Source organism: Polynucleobacter sp. MWH-Creno-3A4 (assembly GCF_018881885.1).
GTDB lineage: Bacteria > Pseudomonadota > Gammaproteobacteria > Burkholderiales > Burkholderiaceae > Polynucleobacter.
This window is the reverse complement of sequence record NZ_JACXSA010000001.1, coordinates 615,040-633,377: the sequence shown is the minus strand read 5'-3', so window position 1 is coordinate 633,377 and position 18,338 is coordinate 615,040. Positions and strand designations below refer to the sequence as shown.

Below are 18,338 nucleotides of genomic sequence, written 5' to 3'. Positions count from 1 at the left end.
TGAAGTGAATCTAAGGACTTATGAAATACGACATTCTTCTTATTGGTGGTAATGGTTTTGTGGGCCGCGTCTTGGCTGCACAGTTGCAGGCGCAGGGATATTCCGTGCTCTTGCCCACTAGCCATTTGGCTGCGGGCCGTGAATTAAGAATGCTGCCTAAAGTGCATCTTGAAGATACTGACATACATGATTTTGATGAGCTTCAGGCTTTGTGTGCTCGTATTCATCCATATGGCGCAGTCATTAATTTAGTGGGTGTTTTGCACGATAAGCCCGCTAGGCCTTATGGAAAAATCTTCAAGGCAGCGCATGTAGATTTACCTAAAAATATTATTACTGCGATGCAATTGCACGGGCTAAAGCGCTACCTGCATATGAGTGCTTTGGGTGCAGACTCCAATGGACCGTCCATGTATCAACGCAGCAAGGGGGATGGGGAAGTGGCAGTAAAAGCAAGCGATTTAGATTGGACTATCTTTAGGCCCTCAGTTATCTTTGGTGCGCAAGATCAATTTATCAATCTCTTTGCAAAGCTTACTAAGGCACTTCCAGCAATGCCTTTGGCAAATTATGACGCTCAGTTTCAGCCGGTGAGCGTGGATGATGTTGCAAGCGCTTTTGTGATAGCGCTAAAAATGCCGCAAACAATTCGTCACTCCTATGACTTGGTTGGACCAACGGTTTACACCATGAAAGAGATTGTCGAGTTTGCAGCCCGTAAGGCTAAGGCCTCATGTGCAATTATTCCGGTGCCAGCATTTGTTGGCTATCTACAAGCCTTGGCTTTTGAGTTTTTGCCTGGACCTACTTTGATGTCTCGTGACAATATTGCTTCAATGCAATTGCCTAATGTCTTGCCAGTAAATGGAGTTGATGCATTAAGTGCAGTATTTGGAATGAGTCGGCGAACTCTAGAGGGCATGAAGTAATGAAAATCTATGCAGTTGGTGGTGCGATACGGGATACCTTGATGGGTTTGCCGGTGCACGATATCGACTATGTAGTGGTTGGCTCTAGCGTTGATGAAATGATTGCAAAAGGCTTTCGGCCAGTGGGTAAGGACTTCCCAGTTTTTTTACATCCAGATACTCAAGCAGAATATGCCTTGGCACGTACTGAGCGGAAAACAGGACAGGGTTATAAAGGCTTTCATTTTTATGCAGATCCCTCAGTCACACTAGAGCAGGATTTAGAGCGACGTGATTTAACCATTAACGCCATGGCCCGAGAAGTGGATGTCGATGGCAAACAGTTTGGCCCCATCATTGATCCGTATAACGGTCAAGAAGATTTGGCTGCAAAGATATTTCGCCATGTATCCGATGCATTTGCTGAGGATCCCTTGCGTTTATTGCGTATAGCCCGCTTTGCTGCTCGTTTCCCAGAGTTTAGAGTTGCAGACGCGACAATGACTGCATTAAAAGCGATTGTTCAGTCTGGTGAACTAAATGCACTATCTGCTGAGCGCATCTGGCAGGAGCTTGCCAGAGGTTTGGTTGCCTCTAAACCCATGCATCTCTTTCAGGTATTACTCAATACCGGAGCAGCGAAGACCATATTGCCAGCAAGCCTTGGGACAAGCCTTGCGGAAGAATTATTTCGTGAAGAATTGATTACACATTATGAATCAGCTAGTAATAACTTAGAGGAGCGATGCGCTATCACTCTGATGCATTTGCCAGTGAGTGAAATTCGTTCGTGGGCTGATGGTGTTCGTATGCCAATTGAAGTACGTGACTTCTGCGAGATCTTTGCACAATTGCGCGATGTGATGGATCAGTTTCCCAATGGCAAATTTCAAGCAGTAGATATTTTGGCCTGGTTTAATCGTGCTGATATTTGGCGTAAACCTGATCGTGGCTTAGTGCTATTAAATCTTGGTCAAAAGCTTGGAATGCCGGTCTCATCTTTCATTGCGGCGATGCGCAATGCTCAAGCCATTAATACAGCAGAAATTATTGCCGGTATCGAGGCTCAGGATCGCTCAAATGGCGAGCGTATTGGGGGCGCATTTGAGAGCGCAAGACTTGCCGCCATCGCTCAGGCGCTGCAAGTCTAAAGTCGATTTCTACCTCTAAGTCCTGGTAAATCCTCTAAGGTATAACCTGGCAATATATCTTCAAGTCTTTTCGAGAAGGCAAATGCCTTAAATAACTCGCCCATCTCTGCTTCAGAGAGTAATTTTTGTAGCGAGTTTGAAATAGGTAGAAAAGTTTCTGGATCGCTTGGGTCTCCAAGCTCTAATGCAATATCTCCAATACCAGCATCTAAAAGATAGGCTGCTTGATTGGTGAGATATACGTCATCCGCATCCTCTGCAAGTGCACTGCGTGCAATCTGTGACCATTCAACATGGGTTGTTACATCACATAGGCCCGGAAGATGAAATGGATCTTGAATTGCATGATGACGGTGGTGCGCCATCAAAGTACCCTCTAGCCTTTGTGGGTGGTAGTACTCATTCTCTGGGAATCCATAATCCAATGTTAGAAATAAACCGGTATGCAATTGCTTTGCAACTTGCCTCATCCATGCATTAGCGGGGGCATGTAATTCAGTGACGTAGCCTTCAGAAAAGTTTCCAGTTAATAAGCTTTCGGGAATTAAATCCTGGGCTACGGGGGATCCTGACTTCCAAATCAATTGATCTTGTTCAAGTGCTACCCCATACCAGTACCAAAATCCATTTTGATAAATGATGACATCACAAGGGATGGCATCGATGACTTCATTTGCGAGAATGATGCCCTTGAAATCTGTTGGCAATTTACTAAGCCAATTGCATTCGGTCGATATATGGAGATTCTTCACAAGACCACCAATGCGCTCTTGTTGCCGCTGCGCTAGGTCTGGTGAAATCTCGATGATGTCGTAGCGATCCAAACTCAAGCCCAGATCTTTTAAGCGACTCAGAATTGAGGTAGCAAGCTTTCCTGTTCCAGCACCAAATTCAAGAATTTGGGTGGGCAAGCCTTTTTCTTGGAGGCCCTCAAGAACCGGTAAGAGGGTGGAGCAGATAGCAGAGCCAAATAAGGGGCTCAACTCAGGGGCTGTGGTGAAATCTCCACCAGAGCCTAATTTATGAGCCCCTGCACTGTAATAGCCCATGCCAGGCTCATATAGCGCCATCTCCATATAGCGGGAAAATGGCAGCCAGCCGCCCTCTGAAGCAATTTGCTCGGCTATTTTGGCCTTGAGTAGGGCGCTATGCTCCGTTTCAAGGCTGGTCAAGGTAATATCCATAGCTCGCTAGTCTAAGAGAATTTAATTGAACGCACCCTTATCTCAGCAACATAAAGCAGTTTTAGTGACTGGCGCCGCCAAGCGCCTGGGTCGAGAAATTGCTTTGGAATTTGCGCGCCAAGGCTGGGATGTCGCTGTCCATTATGGGCAATCTGAGCAAGAGGCTCAGGAAACAGTCAAGGAAATTGGGCGCTTGGGGGTTAAAGCACAGGCCTTCCAGGCCGATTTAGCCGATGAGGCAGCTACTAAAAAGCTATTTGCATCCGTTAGAGAGCAATTTCCCCATCTGCATAGCTTAGTGAATAGCGCTTCTATTTTTGAATATGATCGTGCGAATTCTAAAGTGCCTTTAAGCACTAAAAGTTTGCAAGACCATATGCAGGTGAATTTGGCAGCACCGATCTTGTTATCTCAATTGATGTTCGAGCATCATAAAAATAGTGCAGGTAAAACTGAAGCCGAATTTCTTCCGTCTGTGATTCAACTACTTGATCAAAAGTTGATTAATCTCAATCCTGATTATTTGTCTTACACCTTATCTAAAGCTGCATTAGCGACCTCTATTGAAATGCTAGCGCTCGACTTTGCGCCTCACCTGCGTGTAGTGGGTCTAGCCCCCGGAATATCCTTACCATCTGGCGACCAAACCGAAGAGGGCTTTATTAAAGCCCATCAAATGACACCGTTGGGCAAGTCGTCAACCCCTGCCGATGTGGCTAAAGCAACTGTGTTTTTATCTCTGGCCAATGCCATTACAGGAACCACTTTGTATGTGGATGGTGGCCAACATTTATTACCTTCATCACGTGATGTGATGTTTAAAACTAATTAAGTAAGTTCAATTTTATGCACGCCATCCTTTCTCATCCTGCACTCATCGATTGCCGCCGATTATTTTTGCGTGACTATGAAATTTATATCAATATCGGTGTTCATGATTTTGAGAAAAAGGCAGAGCAACGCGTCATTCTGAACGTAGATCTGTATATTCCGTTGGGCATGAATACGCCAGCGAATGATCAATTAGATGAAGTGGTTGATTACGATTTTATGCGTGAAACAATCAAGGCCTTAGCCTCCAAGGGCCATATTCAACTGCAAGAAAGCTTTTGTGATGACATTACAGCAGCTATGCTGCTACATCCAAAGGTATTGGCTGCGCGAGTTAGCACAGCCAAGCCTGACGTTTATCCCGACTGTCATTCAGTGGGTGTTGAAGTATTTCGGATTAAGCAAGCATAAGTGAGTAGCAATGGGCGATATTCGTAAAGTTGTCTTTGAAGAAAACAAGCTAGAGAAAAAACTCTGTCGCTTGGTAGGTCAGGCTATTGGCGACTTTGGCATGATTGAAGATGGCGATAAGGTAATGGTGTGTGTATCTGGCGGCAAGGATAGTTACGCCCTGCTCGATATCTTGATGAAGTTGCGTGAGCGAGCACCGATTAACTTCGAAATTGTTGCGGTAAATCTAGATCAAAAACAGCCAAACTTTCCAGCCGAAACTTTGCCAAATTATTTAAAGGGCTTAGGCGTTCAATTTCATATTGAAGAGCAAGATACCTACAGTATTGTGAAGCGCGTGATCCCTGAGGGTAAAACAACTTGTGGATTATGTTCGCGTTTACGTCGGGGCATTTTGTATCGCGTTGCCGATGAATTGGGTGCAACTAAGATTGCTTTAGGTCACCATCGTGACGATATCCTAGAAACATTGATGCTCAATATGTTTTATGCAGGCAAGTTAAAAGGCATGCCCCCGAAGTTACGTTCAGATGATGGCAAGCATATTGTGATTCGTCCATTAGCTTATGTGCCTGAGAAGCTATTAGAGCGCTATGCGGTCGATATGAATTTTCCCATCATTCCATGTGATTTATGCGGCAGTCAGCCCAATCTTCAACGCCAGGTGATGAAAGAAATGCTTCGCGACTGGGAAAAGAAGCATCCTGGGCGGGTTGAAAATCTCTTTCGCTCCATGCATCACATCGTGCCCTCCCATTTAATGGATGGTGAAGCGTTTGACTTCCAAAATTTAGAGATTTCCACAGAGCTATCCGGAATTGCCGCTAGGTCATCTGGAGATAAGGCGATTGATGAGGCTGAATTGGATGAATTGGCTTGTGGAACCCTCATACAGGGGACTTATAATCCCCCTTTATGAATATCGTCATATTGGCTGCTGGGCAAGGAAAGCGGATGAAATCCGCCTTGCCCAAGGTCCTGCAAACCCTGGCAGGTAAGCCCCTGCTTCAGTATGTCCTCGACACCGCATTATCTTTACAGGGCAAGCAGTCTAAAACAGGACCCATCGTTGTCGTTGGACATGGCGCTGTTGACGTTAAAGACTTTCTGCTCAATCTGAGCAAAGAAGATTCCAGATTTGCCAAAGTGACTACTGCACTTCAAGCTGAGCAGAAGGGAACTGGACATGCACTATTACAGGCACTATCAAAACTTGATGTCCAAGAGCCCACTTTAGTTCTGTATGGCGATGTGCCACTCACTAGCAAAGATACTCTGAGCAAGTTGCTTAAATTGGCCGATGGTGTCCGTGGTCAAGATGCTGCTTTGGCTTTGCTGACGCAGAATCTTACAAACCCCACTGGCTACGGCCGCATCGTGCGCGATACCGATGGTTCTGTTGCAGCAATTGTTGAAGAGAAAGATGCTACATCTGCACAAAAAAGTATTCAAGAAATTAATACCGGCATTATGGTGCTGCCTACCAATGCATTAAAGAGGTGGCTTAAAGCATTGCGTGCTAGCAATGCGCAAGGTGAGTACTACTTAACGGATGTGATTGCGATGGCGGTTAAAGATGGTGTGCCAATTCGTACAACACAAGCCACTCATGAGTTTGAAACTGTTGGAGTAAATAGCCGCGATCAATTGGCCGCTTTAGAGCGAGCTCATCAATTGCATATTGCTACTCAGTTAATGGCTGCGGGTGTATCCCTTTCTGATCCTGCACGTATTGATGTACGTGGCACCTTGGAATGTGGCACAGATGTTTTTATTGATGTGGGCTGCATCTTTGAGGGCGACGTCTCTTTGGCAGCTGGTACAAAAATTGGGCCCTACTGCGTGATTCGTAATAGCGTACTTGGTAAAGATGTTATCGTAAATGCCTATAGCCATATTGACGGTGCCAAAGTTGGTAACCAATCCATTATTGGCCCTTATGCACGTTTACGCCCAGGAGCAGATCTTGCTAATGATGTTCATATTGGTAACTTCGTAGAAGTGAAGAACAGCAAGATCGCAGCAAACAGTAAGGCAAATCATTTAGCCTATGTTGGCGATTCCATTGTTGGTTCTAGAGTCAATATCGGAGCTGGCACAATTACTTGTAACTATGATGGTGTCAATAAACATCAGACCATTATTGAAGATGATGTTTTTATTGGTTCTGATACCCAATTGGTTGCACCAGTTCGTGTAGGCCGTGGAGCCACACTAGGCGCAGGAACCACCTTAACTAAAGATGCACCTGCCAATCAGTTGACAGTATCCAGAGCTCGGCAAGTTTCTTTGCAATGGCAGCGCCCTGTAAAGCAAGTCAAGAAGCCTGTGGCGAAAAAAGCGGTTGCTAAAAAAGTACTCGTCAAGAAAGCAGTTGTTAAAAAAACTGTAAAAGGTAAAAAATAATGTGCGGCATTGTTGGCGCAGCATCTCACCACAATATCGTTGATGTTTTGATAGAGGGTCTACGTCGTCTTGAATATCGTGGGTATGACTCCTGTGGATTTGCGTTGATTAATAGTGAAGACCCCAAGCATCCGATTGAAAGAGCTCGAACTACCGCTCGTGTTTCAGAATTAGCGGAGCAGGGTAAAGAGTTCGTGGGCACTATTGGTATTGCCCATACTCGTTGGGCAACGCATGGTAAGCCCGATACGCAAAATGCCCACCCGCATATATCTGGCAGTCTTGTGGCAGTAGTGCACAACGGCATTATTGAAAATTATGAAACGCTACGCTCAGAATTAAAAGCGGCTGGTTACACATTTACTTCAGAGACTGATACAGAAGTGATTGCCCATTTAATTCATCAGCAATATGTAGCTAGCGGTCAAAAAGATATTGCTCAGTCAGTCAGGGCAGTCTTGCCTAAGCTTCATGGTGCGTATGCAATTGGCGTCATTGCACAGGACAATCCAAGTACGCTTGTCGGTGCTCGCGTTGGCTCGCCTTTGGTCGTAGCGCTGGGTGATCATGAAAACTTTCTTGCTTCAGATGCGCTAGCTTTAGCTGGGCGCGCTAGCTCCATGATGTATCTGGAAGAAGGTGATGTTGCCATTCTGAAAGCTGAGAGTGTTGACATCATTGATCAACATGGAAATGCTGTTCAAAGAGAACGTAAACCCATGCCAGCGCAGGCTGATTCTGTTGATCTTGGACCTTATCAGCACTACATGCAAAAAGAGATTTTTGAACAACCTAGGGCAATTGGCGATACATTGGCCAATATTGCTAGCTTTGGGCCTGAACTCTTTCATGCCAATCCTGATGACTGGAAAGCATTTGATCAAATTTTGATTCTGGCGTGTGGCACAAGTTACTACTCTGCATGTGTTGCTAAATATTGGTTAGAAGATATTGCGGGCATTCCAACACAAGTTGAGATTGCCAGCGAGTATCGCTACAGAACAACGGTTCCTAATCCAAAGACATTGATTGTGGTGGTTTCGCAATCTGGTGAGACAGCAGATACTTTGGCAGCTTTACGTCATGCTAAAGCGCTTGGGCACCCTTATACATTGGCAATTTGCAACGTAGCTAGCAGCGCAATGGTGCGTGAAACTGCATGGCATTTCTTGACTAAAGCTGGCACTGAAATCGGTGTTGCTTCTACTAAAGCATTTACCACCCAACTTCTCGCTTTATACCTTCTGGCTGTATCGTTGGCGAAGCGAGCAGGGAGAATCTCTTCCGAGAAGGAAAAAGAGCTTCTCAGAGAGTTGCGCCATCTCCCTAAAGCCCTTCATGCTGTATTAGCCTTAGAGCCACAAATCATTGCCTGGAGTGAGGTGTTTGCTAAGTGTGAAAATGCGCTTTTCTTAGGTCGTGGCTTGCATTACCCGATTGCGCTTGAGGGCGCACTGAAGTTAAAAGAAATCTCTTATATTCATGCTGAGGCCTATCCAGCTGGTGAGTTAAAACATGGGCCATTAGCCTTAGTGACAGACAAGATGCCAGTAGTTACCGTTGCACCTCATGACACGCTCTTAGAAAAGCTTAAATCCAACATGCAAGAAGTGAAAGCGCGTGGTGGCAAGCTCTATGTTTTTGCGGACCAAGATTCTGAGATCGTGAATAGCGAAGGCATTCATGTCATCCGCCTACCTGAGCACTATGGCAATCTATCCCCTATTTTGCATGCAGTGCCACTTCAGTTGCTGGCGTATCACACAGCTTGTGCGCGTGGTACTGATGTGGATAAGCCCAGAAACCTAGCAAAGAGTGTCACGGTCGAATAATTTTTAAGTTTGACTTTTACTTAAAGTTGTGAACAAAAATTAGGTAAGTAAATCAGGGCTTTACGGTGCCTCACTGATATTTTTGTGTTCAAATAAGCCTTGTATAAGAGGATATTTGCTGCACTAAATGTTTCTGCCAAAAGTTTCCCAATCCTTCTGCTTAAAGTTGCTTCCCCTGATTTGTGCTGGGGCGCTCTCTGCTTGCGCTGTAGGACCAGACTTTAAGCAGCCTGAATCGCCTAAAACTTCTTCGTATACCGAAACTACCTTATCCCAAAAGTTAACTACAGCGCCTGGCGTTCCTGGGGGCAGCTCCCAAGAATTTATTGAGGGCGCAGATATTGAGGCCCAATGGTGGGAGCTTTACAAATCACCAGAGTTAGATGCGCTGATTAAAAAGGCCTTGGAACAAAGTCCAACCTTAGGCGCAGCCGATGCTGCTTTACGGGTTGCACAAGAAAATGTAAACGCTCAAATTGGCGGGCAATATTTTCCAGCGGTGAGCGCAAGTGGCGGGGCCACTCGTCAACTTCAACCTTCAGCAATTTATGGCCTACCATATGGCTCTGATACTTATAACCTCTATAACGCCTCAGTAAACGTTACCTATAAGTTAGATGTGTTTGGAGGGGCTCGCCGCGCTGTAGAAGGTGCTAAAGCACAAGCAGAAGTTGCCCAGTTTCAGCTTGAGGGCGCCTATCTTTCTTTAACTGCCAATGTGGTCACCAGTGCGGTGAAAGAAGCAGCACTGCGTGCGCAAATGCAAGCAACGGAAGAAATTCTGAAAGCGCAAACCAATCTTGCAGAAGTCACTGAAAAACAATTGCTGATTGGCACGGTGTCTAAAGTTGATGTCACTTCCCAAAGGACATTGGTTTCAAACTCACAAGTAGATTTATTTACCTACGAACGTAATTTAGCCTTTGCTCGCAATCAATTGGCTGCGCTCGTTGGTGAACTACCCAGCAATGCGAATATTGCAAAGTTCGATCTTGCCAATTTGCAATTGCCTGAAAAATTACCTCTCTCAGTCCCATCAAACCTAGTGCGTCAGCGCCCGGATGTACGAGCTGCAGAAGCCCAACTGAAGGCTCAGAATGCATTTGTTGGGGTGGCAACTGCCAATTTATTACCGCAGTTCAACATCACCGGCTCAATTGGATCTGCTTCACTCACCTCTAATAATTTATTTGGTCCGAATTCATCATTGTGGTCATTGGGCGGTGGAATTTTGCAGCCACTATTTCAAGGCGGGCAATTACTGGCCCAGCGACGTGGTGCCATTGCTGCCTACGAGCAAGCGGCTTTTCAATATCAAGCCACTGTCTTAAATGCGTTTCAAGAAGTTGCCAACGCTCTACGTGCGCTTGAAACCGGTGCGCAAGCACTCAAAGCCGCATCTGATGCCGAGCGTTATGCTTACGAAACTTTGGAGCTTGTTCAACAGCAATACAAATTAGGTACGGCAAGTTACTTAGCCGTTTTGTATTACCAAAATCAGTATCAGCAAGCAAAAGTGAAATCTGTATCAGCTCAAGCAACGCGCTTTTCTGATACGGCAGCGCTTTTTGCAGCATTAGGGGGCGGCTGGTGGAATCGTAGCGGTCCTGCATTTAAACCAAAAGACATAGCGAATAAAGATCAAAATGAAACTTCTGGAAACAATTAAAAGCAAAGTTATTGCTTGGGTGCTTGCTTTATGGGCCTGGGTCCAGCGCAAGGCGATTGAGTGGAAGTTGCGCGAGAGGGCAATCGCTCTCTGGGAAAAAGCCAAAGCCTTCTATGCGCGCATGGGTCAAAAATGGCGGGGTACCAAAGCTTATGCCAAGTTGATGGCTATGGAGCCATTGCAGCGTCGTATGACCATTATGTTGTGTGGTGTCTTTTTACTCCTAGGATTGATTTTTGCTTTTAATCAGTTCAAGACTTTCATGATTAAGCATTTCATCTCCGGTATGGGTCTGCCACCAGCAACCGTCTCAACGATGGTGGTCTCCAATACAGAGTGGCAACCGAAATTAACGAGCGTTGGTAATGTTCGCGCCTTTCGGGGCGTGGAGTTAAGTACCGAAATTGGCGGTCTGGTGCTCACAGTGCCGATTAAATCTGGCCAAGATGTCACAGAAGGCGAATTACTCATTAAATTAAATGATGCTTCAGACGTCGCGCAGTTGAAATCACTAAAGGCCATGGCTGATTTGGCTAAAGTCATTAATGAGCGTGATAGACAGCAGTTAGCTATCCAAGCAATTAGCAAAAACGTTTTTGATACCAGCGCTGCTGATGCAAAATCAAAGCAAGCCCAGGTTGAGTCGCAGATAGCTTTAGTAGCAAAGAAAAATCTGAAAGCCCCCTTTAGTGGCCGCGTCGGTATTGTCTCGATTAATCCTGGTCAGTACGTCAACCCAGGCGATAAGCTTCTCACCTTGCAAACGTTGGATCCTATTTTTGTAGATTTCAACCTGCCTCAGAATAATGCAGAGCAAATACAAGTTGGCCAAGAGGTTGTTGTGACAACTGATGCTTTTAAAGATGCTAGCTTTACTGGAAAAATCACTGCGGTAAGTCCGAAGGTTGATACCAACACACGGAATATTCAAGTTGAGGCACAAATTGCCAATCCTGATAAGAAGATTCTGCCCGGCATGTTTGCCAATGTAAATATTAAGCTTGGTGATCAGGTCAAGTTGTTGACTTTGCCGCAAACTGCTGTCACGTATAACCCGTATGGCTCAACGGTATTTATTGCTAAGCCAACTGGTAAGAAAGATAAGCAAGGTAATCCTTCCCTAGAGGCACAACAGGTATTTGTTACCACTGGATCAACCCGCGGTGATCAAGTGGCAATTCTAAAAGGCCTTGATGAAGGCGCTACAGTCGTTACTAGTGGCCAGCTAAAGTTAAAGAACGGTACACCATTGATTATTAATAACAAGGTGCAACCAGCAAATTCACCTGACCCTAAGCCGCAGGAATAAGTAGTTGATAAATTGGACTGATACATTCATTCGCAAGCCAGTGCTGTCACTGGTGGTGAGTGCGCTCGTGCTGGTATTTGGTTTAAAGGCGATTGGATCTTTGCCGGTTAATCAATACCCGCAAACACAAAATGCGATTGTCACCATCACTACTGCGTACTATGGTGCCGATCCAGAAACGATCGCAGGCTTTATTACGCAGCCGCTTGAAGCCTCTATTGCGCAAGCACAGGGAATTGATTACTTATCTTCTTCAAGCGTCAGTGGCGTATCCACAATCGTTGCTACTTTGAAGTTGAACTATGACTCGAATGCTGCATTAACGCAGATTCAGACGCAAATTAGCGCAGTGAAGAATCAGCTCCCACCACAAGCTCAGCAACCCGTATTGACAGTGCAGGTTGGTCAATCAACTGCGGCAATGTATATGGGTTTTTATAGCGATGAGATAGCAAATAACGCCATTACTGATTATCTATTACGTGTTGTAAAGCCCAAGTTAGATTCAGTTGAGGGTGTGCAAAATGCTGAAATTACTGGTGGCAGAAAATTTGCCTTACGTGCTTGGTTAGATCGCGAAAAGATGGCGGGTCTAGGAGTCGGTGCTGATGATGTGTATAGCGCCATGGCTGCCAATAACTATCTCTCAGCCGTTGGCAGCACTAAGGGGGACATGGTTGCCGTTGATTTGGTGGCTGGAACAGACCTACATACTCTGGAAGAGTTTCGCAAGTTGGTGGTGAAAAAAGATGGTGTCAATATCGTCTATCTCGATCAGGTAGCCACGGTGACTTTGGGGTCAGAGGATTACAACACTAATGTGGCCTTCAGCGGTAAAAGATCGGTATTTATTGCCATTAAGGTGGCACCCCAGGCCAATTTACTTGATGTTGCTCAGCGAGTCCGTGATGTAGTGCCTGGAATTCAAAAGCAATTGCCGATTGGTATGACTGGCAAGATTGTGTATGACTCTACGAAGTTCATCACAAGCTCAATAGATGAGGTTGTCTCTACATTGCTTGAGGCCCTCTTCATTGTGACGGTTGTGATCTATCTTTTCTTGGGTAGTGTGCGCGCAGTTGCTGTTCCGGTAATTGCGATGCCGCTATCTTTGATTGGCACTTTCTTCCTCATGCAGGTCTTAGGCTATTCTATTAATTTATTAACCTTGCTAGCTTTGGTGTTGGCGATTGGATTGGTGGTTGATGACGCCATCATCGTTGTAGAGAACGTTGATCGGCATATGAAGGAGGGTAAGTCTCCTCTAGAAGCCTCATTAATTGCAGCTCGTGAATTGGGCGGACCAATTTTGGCAATGACCGTGGTATTGATTGCGGTCTATATTCCAATTGGCTTCCAGGGTGGTTTAACGGGCGCACTCTTTACTGAATTTGCATTTACCTTGGCAAGCGCTGTTGCAGTTTCTGGATTGATTGCCTTAACACTTTCACCGATGATGTGCTCACGCATATTCACAGAAGAGCAAGAGGCCTCTCCATTCGTGCAAAAGATTGATCGAGTCTTTGATAAGGTGCACCACAGTTATCAATCTACTCTACGAGATTTATTAAGTACCTGGCAGGTCATTATTGTGATGGGTGCCATTCTTCTAGGAGGCGTTGCTTATTTATATGCGACAGCATGGGGTGAATTAGCACCAACAGAAGATCAGGGTATTGTATTAATGCAAGCATCAGGGCCGCCTAATAGTACGGTGAATCAAATGCAGACATACGCTGATCAGATTTATCAAATCTCCAGTGCTGAGCCTGAATACGAGCAGATGTTTCAAATTACAAGTCCAACCAGTAGTTTCGGTGGAGTACTCCTTAAAGATTGGGGTGAGCGCAATCGTAATGCAACCAAGTTCCAGGAAGATATGCAGCAGAAGTGGAACACGATTGCAGGTGCCCGCGTTGCAGCCTTCCAGTTCCCCGCATTACCTGGTGCTCAGGGCTTACCCGTCCAGGTGGTGATCAACACTACCGAATCTTATGAGCAACTGAATGAGGTGTCTCAGGCAGTCTTGGATAAAGCCCGCCGCTCTGGAAACTTTTTCTTTGTAGATTCTGATTTGAAGATCGACAAGCCACAAGATATATTGGTCATTGACCGAGAGAAGGTGGCTGCCTTAGGGATGACCCAGCAAGAAGTTGGCTCTGCACTGTCTGCAGCTTTAGGCGGCGGTTATGTAAATTACTTCTCAGTCGCTGGCCGCTCTTATAAAGTCATTCCACAAGTGAAGCAGGTAGATCGTCTAAATCCAGATCAAATCCTTGACTACTATATTCGTACTCCTAGTGGTGCGATGATTCAGGCGCGCACGATTGCTAGTATTAAGCAGCGCGTTGTTCCCCAATCTATCAACCATTTTCAGCAATTAAATTCCGCCACGATTTCTGGGGTGAGTACGCCTTTCATTTCTCAGGCAGATTTATTAGAGTACATGCGCCAAACCTTGAAAGAGGTTGCACCTAATGGCTACAGTATGGATTACGCAGGACCTTCGCGCCAATTTATGGCCGAGTCTGGCGGCTTTTTGGTCACCATGTTCTTTGCGATCCTGATTGTCTTTTTAGTACTTGCTGCGCAATTTGAGAGTTTCCGTGACCCTATTGTGATTTTGGTTTCTGTGCCGCTAGCGCTATTTGGCGCATTGATTTTTATTAATTTGGGATTTACCACCTTGAACGTCTATACCCAGGTTGGCTTGGTAACCCTCATGGGCTTAATTAGTAAGCACGGCATTTTGATTGTGGAATTTGCCAATGAATTGCAAGCTGCAGGGCGGAGCAAATTGGACGCTATTGTGGAGGCGAGTAGTGTGCGCTTAAGGCCAATCTTGATGACGACTGCAGCGATGGTGCTTGGCGTTTTACCGCTAGTGATTGCCTCTGGTGCCGGGGCTGCAGGCCGTAAATCAATGGGCATTGTGATTTTCACTGGCCTATCAATTGGTACGCTCTTCACTCTATTTGTAGTGCCAGCAATGTACCTCTTCATTGGCGCAGATCACCACGCTAAGAAGTTTAAGCAGGATTGATTTCAGAAAAATCTAGGCCGACAAATTTGCTGCGTGCAAATATCAGCGGTTCTCTTTCTGGATGATTTTTTAAGCTAATCACTTTGGCAACAATAATGTTGTGGTCACCGCCAGTGTGTACAGAAACTGTCTCACATTCATAGTAAGCCACGCAATGCTCAATTTGGGTTAATCCACTTGCCGCTAAACGATGTTCAACACTTAGAAATTGGTCTTGTTTTACGGTAGCAAAGTGCATTGCTAATTGCTCTTGAGAGCGTTCTAGTACATGGATGAGATGCATTTTACCTACCTCAACCCAAGGCATTAAACGAGACTGCTTTTTAAGACTCCACAAAATGAGTGGGGGTTCGAGAGAAACGGTATTGAATGAGCTAATGGTGATGCCGTGATGACCAGCGCTCTCATCAAGGCAGGTGATGACAGTGACCCCAGTAGCAAACGACGCAAATCCCTTGCGCAAATCTTGCGAGGTAAACGGGGTCATTAGGCTTAGCTTACTTTGCTTCGGTTTTGGTTTCAGGGGTGATCGTTGTTCCTGGAATTGGAATCAACACTTCATTTTCTTCTGCTCTAACGCATTTAAAGCGATATTCCTTGCCAGCCTTCGATAAGAAGCTGGCGCCCTCATAAAAGTCATTGCGACAGGTTTTAGTGGCGAAGTCCATAACGTCCTGGGGGCTTGCGCTGGAGGTAATCAGGCGCATATTGCCCATAGACATATTAATTTCAGTGGAATAGCAAGCGGAGAGCATTAAGCTAGAAGCTGCAGTTAATAGTAGAATTTTTTTCATGGAAACCTCCATAATTAGCAATGCTCGTTAGGATAAACCTATTGGGTGACGACTGCGGGAAAATGCCCCGTTATAAAAGGATGAGACATGTTTAAAGCAATATTAGTGAATAAAGATGATCAAGGCTATCGTGCCGAGTTGGGGCAGGCAGATGAGGCTAGCCTGCCAGAAGGGGATGTTCGAGTAAAGGTGCTTTATTCGACTCTTAACTATAAAGATGGCTTGGCTATTACTGGCAAAGGGCCGGTTGTGAGAAGCTTTCCAATGGTGCCGGGCATTGATTTTGCAGGGGAAGTGATTGAGAGCTCTAGTCCAGAGTTCAAGGCTGGCGATCTGGTGCTTTTAAATGGTTGGGGTGTTGGCGAAGGTCACTGGGGTGGTTTAGCTCAACAAGCCCGAGTCAAGGCGGAGTGGTTGATTCCATTGCCTAAAGGATTTACAGCAAAGCAAGCTTTGGCAATTGGGACTGCTGGTTACACCGCCATGCTTTGTGTCATGGCCTTGCAAAAACATGGTCTCAAGCCAAGCGATGGAGAGGTATTGGTAACGGGTGCTGCCGGAGGGGTTGGTAGCTTCGCCATTACTTTATTGAGTAAGTTAGGTTTCAAGGTAGTTGCTAGTACTGGCCGAATGGCTGAGGCAGATTATTTAAAGAAATTAGGTGCCGTTGAAGTCATTGACCGCGCATCCTTATCTGCTCCAGGCAAGCCTTTGGCTAAGGAGCGTTGGGCAGCAGTAGTGGATAGTGTTGGTAGTCACACACTAGCCAACGCCTGCGCCCAAACCAAGAGTGATGGAGCGGTCGCCGCTTGCGGACTTGCCCAGGGCATGGATTTCCCATCAACGGTTGCCCCATTTATTTTGCGTGGCGTAACTTTGTATGGCATCAATAGCGTCACAGTGCCACGTGCAAAACGAATCGCTGCTTATGAGCAATTAAGCCAATTAGTTGATCTCAAAACGCTCGATGAAATCTCCCATGAAATTACTTTGGAAGAATCCCTAAAGTATGCGCAGGAGTTAATGGCGGGTAATGTGCGTGGACGCTTAATTGTGGATGTAAATAAGTAAGCTGATGCTGAGATTTATTCTGTGGTTTGAGGTTTGCGTTTTTTAAGTTTTGACCAAACCTCAAGCTTCTCAGCATTAGAAAAATCTGACCAATCTGCAACTTCAGTCAATGTGCGATAGCAACCCCGGCAATAGCCATTTTCAGGATTGATATCGCACCAGTTGGTGCAAGGTGATGGGACTGTTGTCAAAGTAAACCCAAAGGCAGTAACACTACAAAAGAAAATAAATCGACACCATGAACACTCAAAATCAGTCTAGGGCCGAAAGTGCTATTTATTATCCATTAGGAGAAGCCTTACCGGATCTTGGCAGCACGATTGAGCTTGCGCCTGGTGTTCGGTGGCTCAGAATGAAGCTCCCCTTTGCTTTGGACCACATTAATCTCTGGCTTTTGCTTGACGAAATTAATGGGATTGCGGGTTGGACAATTGTGGATTGCGGTATTGCCAATGATGAGACCAGGGCCTCATGGGAAAAGATTTTTGCCACTCAGTTAGACGGGCTGCCAGTACTACGCGTTATTGTCACCCATATGCATCCAGATCATGTTGGTTTGTCGCAATGGCTCTGTGAGAAGTGGAATGCACCCTTGTGGATCTCAATGACAGACTACTTAACGGCACAATGGTTAAGCTGTAAAGAGGGTGGTGCAGCAATTGGTGCTCGTGCTGGCGGTGGTGGTTCTGCAGACCATTTTCAGAAACATGGCTTAACTACCCCAGAAGATTTAGAAAAAATTCGGGCGCGTTCAAATTACTACAGCAATATGGTGCCAGGCGTTCCACGCCAATATCGCCGCATCTTAGATGGTGAAAATATTCTCATCGGTGGTAGGCAATGGCAAGTCATTATGGGATATGGTCATGCCCCAGAGCATGCCTCGCTGTATTGTGAGTCTTTAGGTGTATTGATATCTGGGGATATGCTCTTGCCACGCATTTCAACAAATGTCAGCGTCTACGATGCCGAGCCTGATGGCGATCCTTTGGGCTTGTATTTAGATTCACTCGATCGTTATTTACCACTGCCTGAAGATACTTTGGTTCTGCCATCCCATGGCAAGCCGTTTACAGGCATGAAGCCCCGTATTGCCCAATTAAAAGCACATCATGATGAGCGCCTAGCGGATACCTTGGGGGCATGTAAAAAACCGGCCACTGCTCGAGAGATAGTGCCGGTTTTATTTAAACGTGAGTTAGATATTCATCAGCTTACTTTTGCGATGGGCGAGGCTATTGCTCATCTGAATTACCTACTTCGTCGAGGTAAGTTGCGTCGCCAGCTTTGCGACGACGGCGTGTTGCGGTTTTCCGAGGTTTAGTTGCGCTACTCTTTGTTGCAGATTCTTCGTTAGAGCCAGTGGCTGCTGCACCAGCTGCTGAGACAGCATCGCCAAAGGACTTCAAGGCCATCATCGTGGCATGTTGCACTTCAAGGCCCTGAATCGTGGACTTCAAGATGTTGAGGTTCAGATTTAGCCAGTTTTCAACGCTTTTAAGGTCCTTGATGCGCTTTTCAAGCTCTTCAACATCTAGACCTGGAAAAGCTGAGCCAAACCCACCAGCGGCCTTTGAGGCGTCTGTAGCAAAGGGAAATTGACCAGCCTGTGCAGCCGTTCCTTGCCCCCACATCGTTTTAAACATTTCAAGGCTTTGATTAAATTCTGGAATGGTTCCAAACATTGTGGCTCCGGGTTAAATAAAAAGTGGCTTTTCCAATAGAATAA

Annotated in this window: 17 protein-coding genes; 12 read left to right on the top strand and 5 right to left on the bottom strand. The window is 45.7% G+C overall.

Features of this window, described 5'->3' with window-relative positions:
* Window positions 1–20 precede the first annotated feature (20 nt).
* Both IEN92_RS03100 and IEN92_RS03095 read left to right on the top strand, forming a co-directional pair.
* On the top strand, window positions 21–929 hold the full coding sequence (locus IEN92_RS03100) for a complex I NDUFA9 subunit family protein (protein WP_216160525.1): 909 nt from the start codon (window positions 21–23) through the stop codon (window positions 927–929).
* Complete coding sequence (locus IEN92_RS03095) at window positions 929–2,059, top strand: polynucleotide adenylyltransferase (RefSeq protein WP_216160522.1); 1,131 nt, start codon at window positions 929–931, stop codon at window positions 2,057–2,059. The genes IEN92_RS03100 and IEN92_RS03095 overlap by 1 nt, the downstream gene beginning before the upstream one ends.
* On the opposite strand, the gene IEN92_RS03090 is transcribed toward IEN92_RS03095, so the two are convergent.
* Window positions 2,056–3,243 carry a class I SAM-dependent methyltransferase gene (locus tag IEN92_RS03090; RefSeq protein ID WP_216160519.1) on the bottom strand — a complete coding sequence of 396 codons (1,188 nt, stop codon included), beginning with the start codon at window positions 3,241–3,243 and terminating at the stop codon, window positions 2,056–2,058. The genes IEN92_RS03095 and IEN92_RS03090 overlap by 4 nt on opposite strands.
* 25 nt (window positions 3,244–3,268) lie before the next feature.
* On the opposite strand from IEN92_RS03090, the gene IEN92_RS03085 reads away from it, so the two are divergent.
* From IEN92_RS03085 to IEN92_RS03050, 8 genes are all read left to right on the top strand, one after another.
* A complete protein-coding gene (locus IEN92_RS03085) occupies window positions 3,269–4,075 on the top strand; it encodes an SDR family oxidoreductase (protein ID WP_216160516.1) in 807 nt (268 codons plus the stop codon).
* A 14-nt stretch (window positions 4,076–4,089) separates the two neighbouring features.
* Window positions 4,090–4,485: a dihydroneopterin aldolase gene (locus tag IEN92_RS03080; RefSeq protein ID WP_216160512.1), complete on the top strand. Its 396-nt coding sequence runs from the start codon at window positions 4,090–4,092 to the stop codon at window positions 4,483–4,485.
* A 10-nt stretch (window positions 4,486–4,495) separates the two neighbouring features.
* Window positions 4,496–5,404: a tRNA 2-thiocytidine(32) synthetase TtcA gene (ttcA, locus tag IEN92_RS03075; RefSeq protein ID WP_215374331.1), complete on the top strand. Its 909-nt coding sequence runs from the start codon at window positions 4,496–4,498 to the stop codon at window positions 5,402–5,404.
* Window positions 5,401–6,891 (top strand): bifunctional UDP-N-acetylglucosamine diphosphorylase/glucosamine-1-phosphate N-acetyltransferase GlmU, encoded by a 1,491-nt coding sequence (gene glmU, locus IEN92_RS03070; RefSeq protein WP_216160508.1) that lies wholly within the window; start codon window positions 5,401–5,403, stop codon window positions 6,889–6,891. The genes ttcA and glmU overlap by 4 nt, the downstream gene beginning before the upstream one ends.
* Window positions 6,891–8,723 (top strand): glutamine--fructose-6-phosphate transaminase (isomerizing), encoded by a 1,833-nt coding sequence (gene glmS / locus IEN92_RS03065; protein WP_216160505.1) that lies wholly within the window; start codon window positions 6,891–6,893, stop codon window positions 8,721–8,723. The genes glmU and glmS overlap by 1 nt, the downstream gene beginning before the upstream one ends.
* Before the next feature lie 127 nt (window positions 8,724–8,850).
* Window positions 8,851–10,392, top strand: coding sequence for an efflux transporter outer membrane subunit (locus tag IEN92_RS03060; RefSeq protein WP_216160502.1), 1,542 nt, complete (start codon window positions 8,851–8,853; stop codon window positions 10,390–10,392).
* A 169-nt stretch (window positions 10,393–10,561) separates the two neighbouring features.
* Window positions 10,562–11,701: an efflux RND transporter periplasmic adaptor subunit gene (locus IEN92_RS03055; protein WP_216162129.1), complete on the top strand. Its 1,140-nt coding sequence runs from the start codon at window positions 10,562–10,564 to the stop codon at window positions 11,699–11,701.
* Window positions 11,702–11,708: 7 nt separating this feature from the next.
* A complete protein-coding gene (locus IEN92_RS03050; RefSeq protein ID WP_216162127.1) occupies window positions 11,709–14,744 on the top strand; it encodes an efflux RND transporter permease subunit in 3,036 nt (1,011 codons plus the stop codon).
* On the opposite strand, the gene IEN92_RS03045 is transcribed toward IEN92_RS03050, so the two are convergent.
* On the bottom strand, window positions 14,731–15,231 hold the full coding sequence (locus IEN92_RS03045; RefSeq protein WP_216160500.1) for a flavin reductase family protein: 501 nt from the start codon (window positions 15,229–15,231) through the stop codon (window positions 14,731–14,733). The genes IEN92_RS03050 and IEN92_RS03045 overlap by 14 nt on opposite strands.
* A gap of 10 nt (window positions 15,232–15,241) precedes the next feature.
* Window positions 15,242–15,538 carry a hypothetical protein gene (locus tag IEN92_RS03040; RefSeq protein ID WP_216160497.1) on the bottom strand — a complete coding sequence of 99 codons (297 nt, stop codon included), beginning with the start codon at window positions 15,536–15,538 and terminating at the stop codon, window positions 15,242–15,244.
* 87 nt (window positions 15,539–15,625) lie between these two features.
* Here IEN92_RS03040 and IEN92_RS03035 point away from each other — a divergent pair, with 87 nt between their 5' ends.
* Complete coding sequence (locus IEN92_RS03035) at window positions 15,626–16,609, top strand: MDR family oxidoreductase (protein ID WP_216160495.1); 984 nt, start codon at window positions 15,626–15,628, stop codon at window positions 16,607–16,609.
* 14 nt (window positions 16,610–16,623) lie between these two features.
* On the opposite strand, the gene IEN92_RS03030 is transcribed toward IEN92_RS03035, so the two are convergent.
* Window positions 16,624–16,800, bottom strand: coding sequence for a DUF1289 domain-containing protein (locus IEN92_RS03030; protein WP_216160492.1), 177 nt, complete (start codon window positions 16,798–16,800; stop codon window positions 16,624–16,626).
* Window positions 16,801–16,847: 47 nt separating this feature from the next.
* Between IEN92_RS03030 and IEN92_RS03025 the strand changes: the two genes are divergently transcribed.
* The gene (locus IEN92_RS03025; protein ID WP_216160489.1) at window positions 16,848–17,933 is read left to right on the top strand and encodes an MBL fold metallo-hydrolase; all 1,086 of its coding nucleotides are present in this window, start codon (window positions 16,848–16,850) and stop codon (window positions 17,931–17,933) included.
* Here IEN92_RS03025 and IEN92_RS03020 read toward each other — a convergent pair.
* The gene (locus tag IEN92_RS03020; RefSeq protein ID WP_216160486.1) at window positions 17,845–18,294 is read right to left on the bottom strand and encodes a PhaM family polyhydroxyalkanoate granule multifunctional regulatory protein; all 450 of its coding nucleotides are present in this window, start codon (window positions 18,292–18,294) and stop codon (window positions 17,845–17,847) included. The two genes, IEN92_RS03025 and IEN92_RS03020, sit on opposite strands and share 89 nt — an antisense overlap.
* Window positions 18,295–18,338 lie beyond the last annotated feature (44 nt).

Bases quoted from the DNA above. Each gene is read 5' to 3' on its own strand.
- IEN92_RS03100 (WP_216160525.1), top strand. From the start codon at position 21: ATGAAATACGACATTCTTCTTATTGGTGGTAATGGTTTTGTGGGCCGC.
- IEN92_RS03095 (WP_216160522.1), top strand. From the start codon at position 929: ATGAAAATCTATGCAGTTGGTGGTGCGATACGGGATACCTTGATGGGT.
- IEN92_RS03090 (WP_216160519.1), bottom strand. From the start codon at position 3,243: ATGGATATTACCTTGACCAGCCTTGAAACGGAGCATAGCGCCCTACTC.
- IEN92_RS03080 (WP_216160512.1), top strand. From the start codon at position 4,090: ATGCACGCCATCCTTTCTCATCCTGCACTCATCGATTGCCGCCGATTA.
- ttcA (WP_215374331.1), top strand. From the start codon at position 4,496: ATGGGCGATATTCGTAAAGTTGTCTTTGAAGAAAACAAGCTAGAGAAA.
- glmU (WP_216160508.1), top strand. From the start codon at position 5,401: ATGAATATCGTCATATTGGCTGCTGGGCAAGGAAAGCGGATGAAATCC.
- glmS (WP_216160505.1), top strand. From the start codon at position 6,891: ATGTGCGGCATTGTTGGCGCAGCATCTCACCACAATATCGTTGATGTT.
- IEN92_RS03060 (WP_216160502.1), top strand. From the start codon at position 8,851: ATGTTTCTGCCAAAAGTTTCCCAATCCTTCTGCTTAAAGTTGCTTCCC.
- IEN92_RS03055 (WP_216162129.1), top strand. From the start codon at position 10,562: ATGGAGCCATTGCAGCGTCGTATGACCATTATGTTGTGTGGTGTCTTT.
- IEN92_RS03045 (WP_216160500.1), bottom strand. From the start codon at position 15,231: ATGACCCCGTTTACCTCGCAAGATTTGCGCAAGGGATTTGCGTCGTTT.
- IEN92_RS03040 (WP_216160497.1), bottom strand. From the start codon at position 15,538: ATGAAAAAAATTCTACTATTAACTGCAGCTTCTAGCTTAATGCTCTCC.
- IEN92_RS03035 (WP_216160495.1), top strand. From the start codon at position 15,626: ATGTTTAAAGCAATATTAGTGAATAAAGATGATCAAGGCTATCGTGCC.
- IEN92_RS03025 (WP_216160489.1), top strand. From the start codon at position 16,848: ATGAACACTCAAAATCAGTCTAGGGCCGAAAGTGCTATTTATTATCCA.
- IEN92_RS03020 (WP_216160486.1), bottom strand. From the start codon at position 18,294: ATGTTTGGAACCATTCCAGAATTTAATCAAAGCCTTGAAATGTTTAAA.